Below are 15,522 nucleotides of genomic sequence, written 5' to 3'. Positions count from 1 at the left end.
ATTATCCTTATTATTTAACCAAAGCGGTAAATGATGCCAAAACCCGACGGTGGGTAGCGCCACTGTTGTAGCGTTTTTTCATCACACAGAAGTCGACAGGTTCCGCATTCCAGACAACCACGAAAATCGACCCGCAGTTCTCCTTCCGGCGTAAGGGAAAAAAGTCCTGCCGGGCAAGATGTGATCAGCCGTTCTGCAACGTCGCAATCGACACGGTTAGCAGGAACAATAGGAGACATGCCGGGAGGGTGCCAGACGTTGTGGGCTACAGGCATCGTAAGCTCCTGATAATATCGCCTGCCAGGTGACGCAGGCCGTGACGACGAAAATGACGCCAGACAATCTGGCGCAGAGGGGCGACCGGGCGCTCGCCCTGGTGCCAAATCTCACGAGAAATATCGTCCATCAGCGCGGGCCACTGGTTATACCATCCCTGACGCTGCAATAGCGTGGGCATCTCGCGATAGCGGTGCATAACGTCCCACAACAGACTACGCTGAATAGCGTGATGATAGGCTGGAAACAGGTTTTGCGGCGCGCATTTCAGACAAGCGTTGATGAGTGTTTGGGAGGCGGCCTGCGCGCCGATGAGTGCCATATCCATCCCGCGTACGGAGAAACCCGTATTGACGCAACTGCGCAGCGCATCTCCCACTAACAGCCAGCCTTCTCCCGCGTACTGTACGGGCAGGCTGTGTAATCCCCCTTCCGGCACCAGATGAGCGCCATACTCCAGCGTTTCACTCCCTTTGAGCAACGGATGTAGCGCCGGATGCAATTTGAGCCTTTCCAGCAGTTCGACTGCCGGTATGTCGCTTTGAGCAAGCGTAGAGAGCGGACATACAACACCAAAAGAGAGCGTTTCTTTATTGGTGTAAAGAAACGCACCGCCGGGCAGAGCGCCACACACTTCTCCACTGAACAGCATTGCGGCGCCTTCTTGTGCAGATAACCGGAATCGCTCTTCAAGAATCTGTTGATCCAGCGCCAGGGTCTCTTTCATTCCCAGCGCCATTGCGGTTGTTGATGGTCGTGGCTGAAAACCATAGCGTTCAGCCAGAACACTATTTGCCCCTTCCGCGAGAACGACATAACGGCCGCGAAGCGTTTCATCATCGGCAATGACGCCGCAGACTCTACCCGCTTCAATAAGTAACGCATCAACCGTTATGCCGCTGACAAATTGCACACCTTCCGCTTCCGCCTGGGCGACGAACCACGGATCGAAACGGGCACGTAGTAAACTCCACGAATCTCCCTCCGGACGAAGACTGGTGTAGGTTGTCGCACCGTGACGAGTTAACAGCGTGAGATTTTCTTGGGTAATGCGGCGTTCAAGTGGGGCTGACAGATGGGCATCGGGAAGGAGTTCGGTAAGAGCATGACAGTACAGACGTCCACCCGAAAGGTTTTTACTGCCAGGTAACTCGCCGCGTTCAAGAAGCAGAACCGATAGTCCGGCGCGTGCACAGCGTAAAGCACACGCGGTGCCTGCTATTCCTGCACCGATGATAATAATATCAAAATCGTCAGACATATCGTGCTCCAGATATCCAGAGCACATAACCCTAACAGAATGTTAGTTAAAGAATATTGACCCTCAGCACATCCGCTGGAATCACTCGCCGCGATAGACACAGCCCGCCGTACAGGTCTCTTTCACCATCACCGCGCTCAGCAGAGGAACTGCCGGTTTGACCTGATCCCAAATCCATTTCGCCAGTACTTCGCTGGTCGGGTTTTCCAGACCGGGAATATCGTTCAGGTAGTAATGATCAAGCCTCTCATACGTCGGCTTAAATGCGGCTTTTAACTCGGCAAAATCCATGATCCAACCGGTATGCGGGCAGACTTCACCGGTAATTTCAAGACGCACCATAAATGAGTGACCATGCAGGCGGCCACATTTATGCCCTTCCGGTACGTGTGGCAGGCGGTGAGCGGCTTCGAAGGTGAAATCTTTAAACAAGGTGGTGGACATTATTGACTCTCAAGAATGCAAAAAACGCCGTAGGGTACCGTAAAGTACAATTTTTAGCATTAGTTAAAAGGGCGCTGAGCAGCAGAATGCCACATATTGATGGCAAATATTAAATAATCATTTATATATCATGTGGTTATTTAATCGTTTTTGTCGTTAATAACTATAGCTAAAACAGGTTAGTTCATTTGGTTATTTGTTATTTCCATCCCTTCTTTAATTGTTACTATCACCGCCGTTACCCTTATCTTCAGTTTGGGTTTTATTGCTTAAATCCGCTTTGCTTACTGGAACATAACGACGCATGACGACACAGGCCCCACCTTCCGCTTTGCTTCCGCTGAACCCGGAGCAGCTGGCACGCCTCCAGGCGGCCACCACCGATCTTACGCCCACGCAGCTTGCATGGGTTTCTGGCTATTTCTGGGGTACGCTGAATCAGCAACCTGGCGCAGCCGTTGCAACACCCGCTCCCGTGGCGGAAATGCCGGGCATCACGCTAATCTCTGCATCACAAACGGGCAATGCGCGTCGTGTGGCGGAAGCGCTGCGTGATGATCTGTTGGCAGCAAAACTCAGCGTCACGCTGGTTAACGCAGGCGACTACAAATTCAAACAAATCGCCAATGAAAAGTTGCTGGTTATCGTCACGTCTACGCAGGGAGAGGGTGAACCCCCGGAAGAAGCGGTCGCGCTGCATAAGTTCCTGTTCTCTAAAAAAGCCCCCAAGCTCAAAAACACCGCCTTTGCCATTTTTGGTCTGGGTGACACGTCATATGAATTTTTCTGCCAGTCGGGCAAAGATTTTGACAGCAAGCTGGCGGAACTCGGCGGTGAGCGTTTGTTGGATCGCGTTGACGCCGATGTGGAATACCAGGCCGCCGCCGCCGAATGGCGTGCTCGTGTGGTTGAGGTATTGAAATCACGAGCGCCGGTTGCGACTCCGGTTCAGTCAGTTGCCAGCGGAGCGGTAAATGAGATCCACACCAGCCCGTATACCAAAGAAGCGCCGCTGAGCGCCACGTTGTCCGTGAATCAAAAAATCACCGGACGCGATTCAGAGAAAGATGTGCGCCATATTGAAATCGATCTCGGTGATTCGGGTCTGCGCTACCAGCCTGGCGATGCGCTGGGTGTCTGGTATCAAAACGATCCGGCGCTGGTGAAAGAAATCGTAGAACTGGTCTGGCTGAAAGGCGATGAGCCCGTTACGGTCAATGGCAAATCTCTCCCGCTGTCCGAAGCGCTACAGTGGCATGTTGAACTGACCGTAAATACCGCCAATATCGTTGAAAACTATGCCACCTTAACGCGCAGTGAATCGTTGTTGCCGCTGGTCGGCGATAAGGCACAGTTGCAGCATTACGCCACCACGACGCCTGTTGTCGATATGCTGCGCTTCTCGCCCGCACAACTGGATGCACAAGCGTTAGTCGATCTGTTGCGTCCGTTAACGCCGCGTCTGTACTCCATTGCGTCTTCACAGGCCGAAGTGGAGAGCGAAGTGCACATCACCGTGGGGGCGGTGCGTTATGAAGTGGAAGGCCGCGCGCGTGCCGGTGGCGCATCCAGCTTCCTCGCCGATCGCGTCGAAGAAGAGGGCGAAGTGCGTGTGTTCATCGAACATAACGATAACTTCCGTCTGCCGACGAATCCTGAAACCCCGGTGATCATGATTGGTCCGGGGACAGGCATCGCGCCGTTCCGCGCTTTCATGCAGCAGCGCGCTGCCGAGGGAGCATCAGGCAAGAACTGGCTGTTCTTTGGCAACCCGCACTTTACCGAAGATTTCCTCTACCAGGTGGAATGGCAGCGTTACGTCAAAGAAGGCGTACTGAGCCGTATCGAGCTGGCCTGGTCACGAGACCAAAAAGAAAAAGTCTACGTACAAGACAAACTGCGCGAACAGGGCGCAGAACTGTGGCGCTGGATTAATGACGGTGCCCACGTTTATGTCTGCGGCGACGCCAATCGCATGGCGAAGGACGTTGAGCAGGCATTGCTGGAGGTGATTGCTGAATTCGGCGCGATGGACGCGGAATCAGCGGATGAATTTTTAAGTGAGCTGCGCGTTGAGCGCCGTTATCAGCGAGATGTCTACTAATGAGCGAAAAACATCCAGGGCCCCTGGTGGTCGAAGGTAAACTGACCGACGCCGAGCGTATGAAGCTGGAAAGCAACTATCTGCGCGGCACTATTGCTGAAGATTTAAATGACGGTCTCACCGGCGGTTTCAAAGGTGACAACTTCCTGCTGATCCGTTTTCACGGGATGTACCAGCAGGATGACCGCGATATCCGCGCCGAGCGTGCCGAGCAGAAGCTGGAGCCGCGTCACGCGATGTTACTTCGCTGCCGTCTGCCGGGGGGCGTTATCACCACCAAACAGTGGCAGGCGATTGATAAATTTGCCGCCGAGAACACGATTTACGGCAGCATTCGCCTGACCAACCGTCAGACGTTTCAATTTCACGGGATTCTGAAGAAGAACGTGAAGCCGGTGCACCAGATGCTGCACTCCGTGGGGCTGGACGCGCTGGCGACAGCCAATGATATGAACCGTAACGTGCTGTGCACCTCGAACCCGTATGAGTCCGAGCTGCATGCCGAAGCCTACGAGTGGGCAAAGAAGATCTCCGAGCACCTGCTGCCGCGCACACGCGCTTATGCGGAGATTTGGCTCGATCAGGAAAAAGTCGCGACCACGGACGAGGAGCCGATCCTCGGTCAGACTTATCTGCCGCGTAAGTTTAAAACCACGGTCGTGATCCCGCCGCAGAACGATATCGACCTGCACGCCAACGACATGAACTTCGTGGCGATTGCTGAAAACGGCAAGCTGATTGGCTTTAACCTGCTGGTGGGCGGCGGTCTTTCTATCGAGCACGGTAACAAGAAAACCTATGCCCGTACGGCCAGCGAATTTGGCTATCTGCCGCTCGAGCACACGCTGGCCGTGGCGGAGGCGGTGGTCACCACCCAGCGCGACTGGGGAAACCGTACCGATCGTAAAAATGCGAAAACCAAATACACGCTGGAACGCGTAGGGGTTGAGACGTTCAAAGCGGAAGTGGAACGTCGTGCAGGCATTAAATTTGAGCCGATTCGTCCGTATGAATTCACCGGGCGCGGCGATCGGATTGGCTGGGTGAAAGGCATCGACAATAAATGGCATCTGACGCTGTTTATCGAAAATGGCCGTATTCTCGATTATCCGGGACGTCCGCTGAAAACGGGCCTGCTGGAGATTTCGAAAATCCATAAAGGCGAGTTCCGTATTACTGCGAACCAGAATCTGATCATCGCTGGCGTACCGGAAAGCCAGAAAGCGAAGATAGAGAAGATCGCGCAAGAGAGCGGTCTTATGAACACCGTGACGCCACAGCGTGAAAACTCCATGGCCTGCGTGTCGTTCCCGACCTGTCCGCTGGCGATGGCGGAGGCCGAACGTTTCCTGCCGACGTTTATCGACAAGATTGATGGCCTGATGGCGAAGCATAACGTGAGCGATGAACACATCGTTATGCGTGTAACAGGCTGCCCGAACGGCTGCGGTCGCGCGATGCTGGCGGAAGTCGGTCTGGTCGGGAAAGCGCCTGGCCGCTATAACCTGTATCTCGGCGGTAACCGAATCGGCACGCGTATCCCGCGGATGTTTAAAGAGAATATCACCGAACCAGAAATTCTCGACTCGCTGGACGAACTGATTGAGCGCTGGGCGAAAGAGCGCGAAGCGGGTGAAGGCTTCGGCGACTTTACGGTGCGTGCGGGCATTATTCGCCCGGTGCTCGATCCCGCACGGGATTTCTGGGAATAACCCATCCTTTGCCCGGTGGCGCTGCGCTTACCGGGCCTACGGGTTTTGTAGGCCGGGCAAACGCAGTGCCACCCGGCAAAACAGGCAAACGAGGTTCTTATGTCCGTACTCGATCTAAACGCGCTTAATGCATTGCCGAAGGTAGAGCGCGTGATGGCGCTGGCTGAAACCAACAGCCAACTGGAAAAACGTGACGCTGAGGGGCGTGTGGCGTGGGCGCTGGATAATTTGCCTGGCGAATACGTCCTCTCATCAAGCTTTGGGATTCAGGCGGCAGTCAGCCTGCATCTGGTCAATCAGATCCGCCCGGATATCCCGGTGATCCTGACCGATACTGGCTATCTGTTCCCGGAAACTTACCAGTTTATTGATGAGTTAACGGACAAACTCAGGTTGAACCTGAAGGTCTACCGGGCGAATGAAAGCCCCGCCTGGCAGGAAGCGCGCTACGGTAAGCTGTGGGAGCAGGGCGTTGAAGGCATTGAGAAATACAATGAGATCAACAAAGTCGAACCGATGAACCGGGCGTTGCAGGAACTGAACGCGCAAACCTGGTTTGCGGGACTGCGGCGCGAACAGTCCGGCAGCCGTGCGCATCTGCCCGTGCTGGCTATCCAGCGTGGGGTCTTTAAAATGCTGCCGATTATCGACTGGGATAACCGAACGGTTTATCAATACCTGCAAAAGCACGGGCTGAAATACCATCCGCTGTGGGATCAGGGCTATCTTTCCGTCGGCGATACGCACACCACGCGAAAATGGGAACCCGGCATGGCAGAAGAAGAGACCCGCTTCTTTGGCCTGAAGCGCGAGTGCGGGCTGCACGAAGGGTGAAACAACCCCTCTTCAGCGGTCCGACAGTATGGCCAGATAAGGGCATTGCCTTATCCGGCCTTATGATTAGCTCGCTTTCGCTAATTCTTTTACGAGCGGCAGCATAATGCGCATTACGTCGCGGTTGCGATGTTCAATGCGTCCGGGCAGGGCTTTATCAATGTGCTGTTGATTATCCAGACGTACATCGTGCCAGCTATTTCCCGCCGGGAAAGAGGCGGTTTTGGCGCGCTGTTGGTAACCATCTTTCTTGCCAAGATTCCAGTTCGTTGCCTCAACGGATAGCACCGAAATTCCCGCTTTATCGAAAACCTCTGCGTCATTGCAGCAACCGGTGCCTTTGGGATAGTCCTTATTCAGGCCTGGATTAGTGGTGGCGGTAATGCCATGATGACGCGCAATCGCTAATGCCCGGTCGCGGGTTAATTTACGCACCGCTTCCGGCGTGCTCTGCCCGCTATTAAAATACAGTTTGTCGCCGACGATCAGGTTATCGAGATTAATCACCAGCAGCGTGTTTTTCTTCTCCGCCGCGCTCATGCGCTTCAGCAGGTTTTCAGCCCCCAGTTTTCCCTCTTCCTCGCCGCTGGTGGCAATAAAGCGAATACCATATTCCGTCGGCACATCTTTCAGGCGTTCTGCCAGTTCGAGCATAACGCCCAGACCAGCGGCGTTGTCATCTACCCCTTGCAGAGTGAGCCCGCCAAGATTCGCGTCGGTGTCGGCGTCACTTTGCGGCGCGTAGGTGTCCAGGTGCGCCATGATAATAATCTGCTGCGGGGCTTTGCCTTCGTGGGCGGCAATAACGGTACTGCCGGTGACGTTATGCCAGTTTTTGCGGTTATTTTTGGCGGTATAAATATAGCGACTATTGAACGTGCGGATATCACTGCGATAGCCCATCTGCTCAAACTGCTGGCGTAAATAGTCGGCAGATAACATTTCTGCCGGCGAACCGGTCATCCTTCCCGGGAAAACGGTCGCAATATGACGGGTCTGCATTGTTGCAAATTCGCCCGGTTTTGGCGATGACGCCTGAGCGGGGACAATAAAGCATACGCCGAGCGCCAGGAGGGCGGAAAGACGGCGCGTTGCGGAAAACATAGTGAATCCTTAATAGCCAGCGGGGGAGCCCTGAATACAAAGCAAAAATTTCAACCCATCTAGTATGAAACGGTGACTTCGCTAAAACAATTTCATTTGCTCTTAAATGCCCGAATTCCGGTGGGTTAAGCACTTTTTGATATTTGCTTTGCCAGATCGTTATTCCTTTGAGGAACTACTCATTCCAATTCGTAATTTCATTCGTTCTCTTGCGCTCCCTATAGTCGGGTTATCTGACGCGCTCGACATTCGCGGTATTGTAAAGGAACGGTTATGGACCAAAAACGACTCACCCACCTGCGACAGCTGGAGGCCGAAAGCATCCACATCATTCGCGAGGTGGCAGCAGAATTTTCGAACCCGGTAATGCTGTACTCCATCGGTAAAGATTCCAGCGTCATGCTGCATCTTGCCCGTAAGGCGTTCTACCCGGGATCGCTGCCGTTCCCGCTGCTGCATGTCGATACCGGCTGGAAGTTCCGCGAGATGTATGAATTCCGCGATCGTACTGCCAAAGCGTACGGCTGCGAGCTGCTGGTACATAAAAATCCGGAAGGTGTGGCGATGGGTATCAATCCCTTTGTCCACGGCAGCGCCAAACACACTGACATTATGAAAACCGAAGGGTTGAAGCAGGCGCTGAACAAATACGGTTTTGATGCCGCCTTTGGCGGTGCGCGCCGCGATGAAGAAAAATCGCGGGCGAAAGAGCGCATTTACTCCTTCCGCGACCGCTTTCATCGCTGGGACCCGAAAAACCAGCGTCCTGAACTGTGGCACAACTACAACGGGCAGATTAACAAAGGCGAAAGTATCCGCGTCTTCCCCCTGTCCAACTGGACGGAACAGGATATCTGGCAGTACATCTGGCTGGAAAACATCGAGATCGTCCCGCTGTATCTGGCGGCGGAGCGCCCGGTGCTGGAGCGCGACGGCATGTTGATGATGATTGATGACGATCGCATCGACCTGCAGCCTGGCGAAATGATCAAAAAACGGATGGTGCGTTTCCGTACTCTCGGCTGCTGGCCGCTGACCGGCGCCGTCGAGTCAAACGCACAAACGCTGCCGGAAATTATTGAAGAGATGCTGGTCTCGACCACCAGTGAACGTCAGGGCCGCGTGATTGACCGCGACCAGGCGGGCTCTATGGAGCTGAAGAAACGTCAGGGGTATTTCTAAGGAGCCGCCATGAACACCACACTTGCCCAACAAATCGCTAATGAAGGCGGCGTCGAAGCCTGGATGGTTGCCCAACAACATAAAAGTCTGCTGCGCTTTTTAACCTGCGGTAGCGTGGATGACGGCAAAAGCACCCTGATCGGTCGCCTGTTGCACGACACGCGGCAGATTTATGAGGATCAGCTTTCATCGTTGCATAACGACAGCAAACGTCACGGTACGCAGGGTGAAAAACTGGATCTGGCGTTGCTGGTGGATGGGCTGCAGGCCGAGCGTGAGCAGGGGATTACCATCGACGTGGCGTATCGTTATTTCTCCACTGAGAAGCGCAAATTTATCATTGCCGATACCCCTGGGCATGAGCAATACACCCGCAATATGGCGACCGGCGCGTCTACCTGCGATCTGGCGATCCTGCTGATCGACGCCCGTAAAGGCGTGCTGGATCAGACCCGTCGTCACAGCTTTATTTCTACACTGCTGGGGATCAAACACCTGGTGGTGGCGATCAACAAAATGGATCTGGTCGATTACAGCGAAGAAACCTTTGCGCGTATTCGTGAAGATTATCTGACCTTTGCCGAACAGTTGCCGGGGAATCTGGATATCCGCTTTGTCCCGCTCTCCGCGCTGGAGGGTGACAACGTCGCCTCCCAGAGCGTCAGCATGCCATGGTACAGCGGCCCGACCTTACTTGAAGTGCTGGAGACAGTTGAGATCCAGCGCGTGGTCGACAGTCAGCCAATGCGCTTCCCGGTGCAGTACGTAAACCGTCCAAACCTCGATTTCCGCGGTTATTCCGGCACGCTGGCTTCCGGGCGCGTCAAGGTAGGGCAGCGCGTGAAGGTGCTGCCGTCCGGTGTGGAATCCAGCGTGGCGCGGATCGTCACCTTTGATGGCGATCTGGACGAAGCCTTTGCCGGAGAAGCCATTACCCTCGTCCTGAAAGACGAGATTGATATCAGCCGCGGCGATCTGCTGCTGGCGGCGGAGGAGAGTTTACCTGCCGTACAGAGCGCCGCCGTTGACGTGGTCTGGATGGCGGAACAGCCACTGGCACCGGGGCAGAGTTACGAAATCAAAATCGCTGGTAAAAAGACCCGTGCGCGCGTTGATCATGTTCAGTATCAGGTAGATATCAACAATCTGACGCAGCGTGAGGTAGACACTCTGCCGCTGAACGGTATTGGCCTGGTGAATCTGACCTTTGATGAGCTGCTGGTGCTGGATACCTATCAGCAAAACCCGGTGACCGGCGGGCTGATCTTTATCGATCGTCTGAGCAATGTCACCGTCGGTGCCGGTATGGTCCGCGAACCGATTGTGCAGGAGACCGCTACGCCATCAGAATTCAGCGCCTTTGAGCTGGAACTGAATGCGCTGGTACGTCGTCACTTCCCGCACTGGGGTGCTCGCGATCTGCTGGGAGGAAAATAATGGCGCTGCATGACGAAAACGTCGTCTGGCATGCTCATCCCGTCACGCCGCAACAGCGTGAGCAACACCACGGTCATCGTGGTGTTGTGCTGTGGTTTACCGGGCTTTCCGGGTCCGGTAAGTCGACCGTCGCCGGGGCGCTGGAAGAGGCGCTGCATCAACTGGGCGTCAGTACCTATTTGCTGGATGGCGATAACGTTCGCCACGGCCTGTGTAGCGATCTGGGGTTCAGTGATGCCGACCGGAAAGAGAACATCCGTCGCGTGGGCGAAGTCGCAAACCTGATGGTGGATGCGGGATTGGTGGTACTGACGGCGTTTATTTCTCCGCACCGTGCAGAGCGGCAAATGGTGCGCGAACGCGTCGGTGAGGGGCGCTTTATTGAAGTGTTCGTGGATACGCCACTGGAAATCTGTGAAGCCCGCGATCCAAAAGGATTATACAAAAAAGCGCGGGCTGGCGAATTGCGCAACTTCACCGGAATTGATTCCGTTTACGAAGCGCCTGAATCGCCAGAGGTTCATCTCAATGGCGAACAATTAGTAACAAATTTGGTCGCCCAATTATTAGACCTGCTCAGACAGAGCGATATTATCAGATCCTGAGACACCTGACCGCTGTGTACGGTCAGTCAAGGTTACAGGATTCACTATGCGCAATAGCCAGAACATCACACTCACAACGACAGACGCGTTTGCTACTGATGACGAAACCACCTGGTCGCTGCCGGGCGCGGTGGTGGGCTTCGCGTCATGGCTGCTGGCGTTGGGGATCCCCTTTCTGGTGTATGGCCCTAACACGTTATTTTTCTTTATCTACACCTGGCCTTTCTTCCTGGCGTTGATGCCCGTTGCGGTGGTTGTGGGTATCGCGCTGCATTCCCTGCTCAACGGCAAATTGCGCTACAGCATTGTTGCAACGCTGCTGACCGTTTGCGCAATGTTCGGCGCACTGTTTATGTGGTTGCTGGGCTAAAGCGCGACGGCTGTCCATAATTCAAACCGTAACTAACAATGAGATGATGTTCTCAGGGTTCTGGGTATACGTTATAAAGGGCAATTGTGGTACATTTGCCCGCGTTGTTGCGGCTTTCCCGTCTGCAAACGTCGTGTCGTTTGCGGAAGTATGGGAGGATGATGCCGTTTTTCAGGGGGCAGGATGGGTAAACTAACGCTGCTGTTGCTGGCTTTACTGGTCTGGCTACAGTATTCACTGTGGTTCGGTAAGAACGGCATACATGATTACAGTCGCGTCAATGATGACGTGGCGGCGCAGCAGGCGACGAACGCCAAACTTAAAGCACGTAACGATCAGCTGTTTGCCGAAATTGACGATCTCAATGGCGGTCAGGAGGCTATCGAGGAGCGTGCACGCAACGAACTCAGCATGACTAAGCCGGGCGAAACGTTTTATCGCCTGGTGCCCGACGCGTCTAAACGCGCGCAAACTGCGGGGCAAAATACTCGTTAAACCAGCCCAGGAAATCACATGGCAGCCACTTTATTGGATGTTTGCGCCGTGGTGCCGGCGGCCGGATTTGGCCGCCGTATGCAAACGGAATGTCCGAAGCAATATCTCTCGATCGGCAATAAAACCATTCTCGAACACTCGGTCTTTGCGCTGCTGGCGCATCCCCGGGTGACCCGCGTGATCATCGCGATAAGCCCTGGCGACAGCCGCTTTGCCCAGCTCCCTCTGGCGCAGCATCCGCAAATTACCGTCGTGGACGGGGGAAATGAACGTGCAGACTCTGTGCTGGCCGGATTGCAGGCCGCCGGAGACGCCGAATGGGTGCTGGTGCATGATGCGGCGCGTCCCTGCTTACATCAGAATGATTTAGCACGTCTGCTGGCGCTTAGCGAAACCAGTCGCACTGGCGGGATCCTTGCCGCACCGGTGCGCGACACGATGAAACGCGCAGAGCCGGGCAAAACCGCCATCGCCTATACGGTCGAACGTAACGATTTATGGCACGCGCTGACGCCGCAATTTTTCCCTCGCGAGCTGCTGCATGACTGCCTGACACGCGCACTGAATGAAGGGGCGACGATCACCGATGAAGCCTCGGCGCTGGAATATTGCGGCTTCCATCCACAGCTTGTTGAAGGACGGGCTGATAATATCAAAGTAACCCGTCCGGAAGATTTAGCGCTGGCTGAATTTTACCTGACCCAAATAATTCACCAGGAGAAAGCATAATGCGAATCGGACACGGTTTTGACGTACACGCCTTTGGCGGGGAAGGCCCCATTATCGTTGGTGGTGTGCGTATTCCCTATGAAAAGGGGCTGCTGGCGCATTCTGATGGCGATGTTGCGCTGCATGCGCTCACCGACGCGCTGCTTGGCGCGGCGGCACTGGGTGACATTGGCAAGCTGTTTCCGGATACCGATCCGGCGTTTAAAGGCGCAGACAGCCGTGAGCTGTTGCGTGAAGCCTGGCGTCGGATCCAGGCAAAAGGTTACACCCTAGGCAACGTCGATGTGACCATTATTGCTCAGGCGCCGAAGATGCTGCCGCACATCCCGCAAATGCGTGTGTTTATTGCTGAAGACCTCGGTTGTCACATGGATGATGTGAACGTGAAGGCCACCACCACGGAAAAACTCGGTTTTACCGGGCGTGGGGAAGGGATTGCCTGCGAAGCGGTGGCGTTACTCATTAAGGCCGCGAAATGACAGAGTTTGAAAATCTCACTTATCTCCACGGTAAGCCGCAAGGCTTCGGTCTGCTGAAAGCCAGTCCGGAAGATTTTGTGGTGGTCGAAGATTTAGGTTTCGAACCCGATGGCGAAGGTGAACACATTCTGGTGCGTATTCTTAAAAACGGCTGCAACACCCGTTTTGTGGCTGACGCGCTGGCGAAGTTTCTGAAAATTCATGCCCGTGAAGTGAGTTTTGCCGGGCAAAAGGATAAGCATGCGGTCACCGAACAGTGGCTGTGCGCGCGCGTACCAGGCAAAGAGATGCCCGACCTGAGCGCTTTCCAGCTTGAAGGCTGCAAGGTGCTGGAATATGCGCGTCACAAACGCAAGCTACGTTTAGGCGCGCTGAAAGGCAATGCGTTCACGCTGGTGCTACGGGAAATCAGTCATCGTGATGAAGTGGAATCCCGTCTGCAAGCGATAAACGCTGGCGGCGTACCGAACTATTTCGGCGCTCAGCGTTTTGGTATCGGCGGAAGCAATCTGCAAGGTGCGCTGCGCTGGGCGCAAAGCGATGCACCGGTCAGGGATCGCAATAAACGCAGTTTTTGGTTGTCGGCGGCCCGCAGTGCGTTGTTTAATCAAATTGTCAGCGAGCGTCTGAAAAAAACAGACTTTAATCAAGTTGTTGACGGCGATGCGCTACAATTAGCGGGACGCGGAAGCTGGTTTGTCGCCACGCAAGAAGAACGGGCGGAATTACAGCATCGTGTCGATGAAAAAGAACTGATGGTGACGGCTTCGCTTCCCGGCAGCGGCGAGTGGGGAACCCAGCGGGATGCGCTGGCGTTCGAACAGTCCGCGATTGCCGAGGAGACCGCGTTGCAGTCGCTGCTGCTGCGTGAAAAAGTTGAGGCGTCGCGAAGAGCGATGCTGCTCTATCCGCAGCAATTAAGCTGGAACTGGTGGGATGATGTCACCGTCGAGTTACGTTTTTGGCTGCCGGCGGGGAGCTTCGCCACCAGCGTTGTGAGGGAACTGATCAACACAATGGGTGATTATGCGCATATTGCTGAGTAACGATGATGGGGTCCACGCGCCCGGTATACAAACGCTGGCGAAAGCCCTGCGGGAGTTTGCTGATGTACAAGTCGTCGCCCCGGATCGGAACCGCAGTGGTGCGTCAAATTCGCTGACGCTTGAATCCTCTCTCCGGACGTTTACTTTCGAGAACGGCGATATCGCCGTGCAGATGGGCACACCCACTGACTGCGTATACTTGGGCGTCAATGCACTCATGCGCCCGCGTCCGGACATCGTGGTCTCGGGAATTAATGCCGGCCCCAACCTGGGGGATGACGTTATCTATTCCGGCACCGTCGCGGCGGCAATGGAAGGGCGACATCTTGGCTTTCCGGCGCTTGCCGTGTCGTTAGACGGGCACCAGCATTATGAGACCGCAGCGGCCATCACCTGTCGGATCTTACGCGCCCTGCGGCGTGAACCGCTGCGTACCGGGCGGATCCTCAATATCAACGTGCCCGATTTACCGTTGGAGCAGATCAAAGGCATTCGCGTGACGCGTTGCGGCAGTCGTCATCCTGCAGACAAAGTGATCCCACAGGAAGATCCGCGCGGCAACACGCTGTACTGGATTGGCCCACCGGGCGACAAATGCGACGCCGGGCCTGATACCGATTTTGCGGCAGTGGACGACGGTTACGTGTCCATTACGCCGTTGCATGTAGATTTAACCGCGCACAGCGCGCATGATGTGGTTTCCGACTGGTTAGAGAGCGTGGGAGTTGGCACGCAATGGTAAGCAGACGCGTACAAACGCTTCTTGATCAACTGCGCGCACAGGGGATTCGCGATGAGCAGGTGCTTAATGCCCTGGCCGCGGTGCCGCGTGAGAAATTTATTGATGAAGCGTTTGAACATAAAGCCTGGGACAATATCGCGTTGCCGATAGGTCAGGGGCAGACGATTTCGCAGCCGTACATGGTGGCGCGAATGACCGAACTCCTCGAACTGACGCCGCAGTCGCGTGTGCTGGAAATTGGCACGGGTTCCGGGTATCAGACGGCGATACTGGCGCACCTGGTACAGCAGGTTTGTTCCGTCGAACGTATTAAAAGTTTGCAATGGCAGGCGCGTCGCCGTCTGAAACAACTCGATTTACACAATGTTTCAACTCGTCACGGTGATGGCTGGCAAGGCTGGCAGGCACGCGCGCCATTTGACGCTATTATTGTGACGGCAGCACCGCCGGAAATCCCGACCGCGTTGATGACGCAACTGGATGAAGGCGGCATTCTCGTCTTGCCCGTGGGTGACGAGCATCAGTTTCTGAAACGGGTGCGTCGTCGGGGCGGCGAATTTATTATCGACACCGTGGAGGCGGTACGTTTCGTTCCCTTAGTTAAAGGGGAACTCGCGTAAAAAGCGGTTCCGAATACCTGGAATTTTCCTGGAGTTTTTGGAACTGGTCAGCGTATCGTGGTCACATTTTCCAGTGCCCATT

General features: G+C 54.9%; 17 protein-coding genes. 13 read left to right on the top strand and 4 right to left on the bottom strand.

Annotation, left to right across the window (positions count from 1 at the left end; translation table 11 throughout):
- Positions 1-14: 14 nt before the first annotated feature.
- The 3 genes from HVZ37_RS17685 to queD all read right to left on the bottom strand — a co-directional run bounded on the left by HVZ37_RS17685 (position 15) and on the right by queD (position 1,981).
- A complete protein-coding gene (locus HVZ37_RS17685) occupies positions 15-275 on the bottom strand; it encodes a ferredoxin family protein (RefSeq protein ID WP_071888367.1) in 261 nt (86 codons plus the stop codon).
- Positions 266-1,537 carry an FAD-dependent oxidoreductase gene (locus HVZ37_RS17680; protein WP_054176866.1) on the bottom strand — a complete coding sequence of 424 codons (1,272 nt, stop codon included), beginning with the start codon at positions 1,535-1,537 and terminating at the stop codon, positions 266-268. Before HVZ37_RS17680 ends, HVZ37_RS17685 begins: the two co-directional genes overlap by 10 nt.
- Positions 1,538-1,618: 81 nt before the next feature.
- The gene (gene queD / locus HVZ37_RS17675) at positions 1,619-1,981 is read right to left on the bottom strand and encodes a 6-carboxytetrahydropterin synthase QueD (protein ID WP_090048506.1); all 363 of its coding nucleotides are present in this window, start codon (positions 1,979-1,981) and stop codon (positions 1,619-1,621) included.
- Positions 1,982-2,285: 304 nt separating this feature from the next.
- On the opposite strand from queD, the gene cysJ reads away from it, so the two are divergent.
- The 3 genes from cysJ (at position 2,286) to cysH (ending at position 6,631) form a co-directional block, all read left to right on the top strand.
- Positions 2,286-4,085 carry an NADPH-dependent assimilatory sulfite reductase flavoprotein subunit gene (cysJ, locus tag HVZ37_RS17670; RefSeq protein ID WP_181627817.1) on the top strand — a complete coding sequence of 600 codons (1,800 nt, stop codon included), beginning with the start codon at positions 2,286-2,288 and terminating at the stop codon, positions 4,083-4,085.
- Entirely contained in the window at positions 4,085-5,797 is a 1,713-nt protein-coding gene (gene cysI, locus HVZ37_RS17665; RefSeq protein ID WP_181627816.1) for an assimilatory sulfite reductase (NADPH) hemoprotein subunit, read from the top strand. The genes cysJ and cysI overlap by 1 nt, the downstream gene beginning before the upstream one ends.
- A 99-nt stretch (positions 5,798-5,896) precedes the next feature.
- Complete coding sequence (cysH, locus tag HVZ37_RS17660) at positions 5,897-6,631, top strand: phosphoadenosine phosphosulfate reductase (protein ID WP_181627815.1); 735 nt, start codon at positions 5,897-5,899, stop codon at positions 6,629-6,631.
- A gap of 66 nt (positions 6,632-6,697) precedes the next feature.
- Here the strand turns inward: cysH and HVZ37_RS17655 are convergent, their stop codons facing one another.
- Entirely contained in the window at positions 6,698-7,735 is a 1,038-nt protein-coding gene (locus HVZ37_RS17655) for an aminopeptidase (protein ID WP_058587029.1), read from the bottom strand.
- A 273-nt stretch (positions 7,736-8,008) separates the two neighbouring features.
- Here HVZ37_RS17655 and cysD point away from each other — a divergent pair, with 273 nt between their 5' ends.
- From cysD to pcm, 10 genes are all read left to right on the top strand, one after another.
- Positions 8,009-8,917: a sulfate adenylyltransferase subunit CysD gene (gene cysD / locus HVZ37_RS17650; protein ID WP_042322572.1), complete on the top strand. Its 909-nt coding sequence runs from the start codon at positions 8,009-8,011 to the stop codon at positions 8,915-8,917.
- A 9-nt stretch (positions 8,918-8,926) separates the two neighbouring features.
- Positions 8,927-10,354, top strand: coding sequence for a sulfate adenylyltransferase subunit CysN (gene cysN, locus HVZ37_RS17645; protein ID WP_181627814.1), 1,428 nt, complete (start codon positions 8,927-8,929; stop codon positions 10,352-10,354).
- Entirely contained in the window at positions 10,354-10,959 is a 606-nt protein-coding gene (cysC, locus tag HVZ37_RS17640) for an adenylyl-sulfate kinase (protein ID WP_042999537.1), read from the top strand. The genes cysN and cysC overlap by 1 nt, the downstream gene beginning before the upstream one ends.
- 46 nt (positions 10,960-11,005) lie before the next feature.
- Entirely contained in the window at positions 11,006-11,329 is a 324-nt protein-coding gene (locus HVZ37_RS17635) for a DUF3561 family protein (RefSeq protein ID WP_042999538.1), read from the top strand.
- A 183-nt stretch (positions 11,330-11,512) separates the two neighbouring features.
- Positions 11,513-11,824 carry a cell division protein FtsB gene (gene ftsB, locus HVZ37_RS17630; RefSeq protein WP_042288707.1) on the top strand — a complete coding sequence of 104 codons (312 nt, stop codon included), beginning with the start codon at positions 11,513-11,515 and terminating at the stop codon, positions 11,822-11,824.
- 18 nt (positions 11,825-11,842) lie between these two features.
- Positions 11,843-12,553 carry a 2-C-methyl-D-erythritol 4-phosphate cytidylyltransferase gene (gene ispD / locus HVZ37_RS17625; RefSeq protein ID WP_181627813.1) on the top strand — a complete coding sequence of 237 codons (711 nt, stop codon included), beginning with the start codon at positions 11,843-11,845 and terminating at the stop codon, positions 12,551-12,553.
- Positions 12,553-13,032 (top strand): 2-C-methyl-D-erythritol 2,4-cyclodiphosphate synthase, encoded by a 480-nt coding sequence (gene ispF / locus HVZ37_RS17620; RefSeq protein WP_042999540.1) that lies wholly within the window; start codon positions 12,553-12,555, stop codon positions 13,030-13,032. The genes ispD and ispF overlap by 1 nt, the downstream gene beginning before the upstream one ends.
- Entirely contained in the window at positions 13,029-14,078 is a 1,050-nt protein-coding gene (truD, locus tag HVZ37_RS17615) for a tRNA pseudouridine(13) synthase TruD (RefSeq protein WP_044268948.1), read from the top strand. Before ispF ends, truD begins: the two co-directional genes overlap by 4 nt.
- Complete coding sequence (gene surE / locus HVZ37_RS17610; RefSeq protein WP_042999542.1) at positions 14,059-14,820, top strand: 5'/3'-nucleotidase SurE; 762 nt, start codon at positions 14,059-14,061, stop codon at positions 14,818-14,820. The genes truD and surE overlap by 20 nt, the downstream gene beginning before the upstream one ends.
- Positions 14,814-15,440 carry a protein-L-isoaspartate O-methyltransferase gene (gene pcm, locus HVZ37_RS17605; RefSeq protein ID WP_042999543.1) on the top strand — a complete coding sequence of 209 codons (627 nt, stop codon included), beginning with the start codon at positions 14,814-14,816 and terminating at the stop codon, positions 15,438-15,440. Before surE ends, pcm begins: the two co-directional genes overlap by 7 nt.
- Positions 15,441-15,522: the final 82 nt, after the last annotated feature.

Origin of the sequence: Citrobacter sp. RHB35-C17 (genome assembly GCF_013816795.1) — a bacterium.
Taxonomy (GTDB): domain Bacteria; phylum Pseudomonadota; class Gammaproteobacteria; order Enterobacterales; family Enterobacteriaceae; genus Citrobacter_A; species Citrobacter_A amalonaticus.
This window is presented reverse-complemented; position numbering and strand designations above follow the sequence as displayed.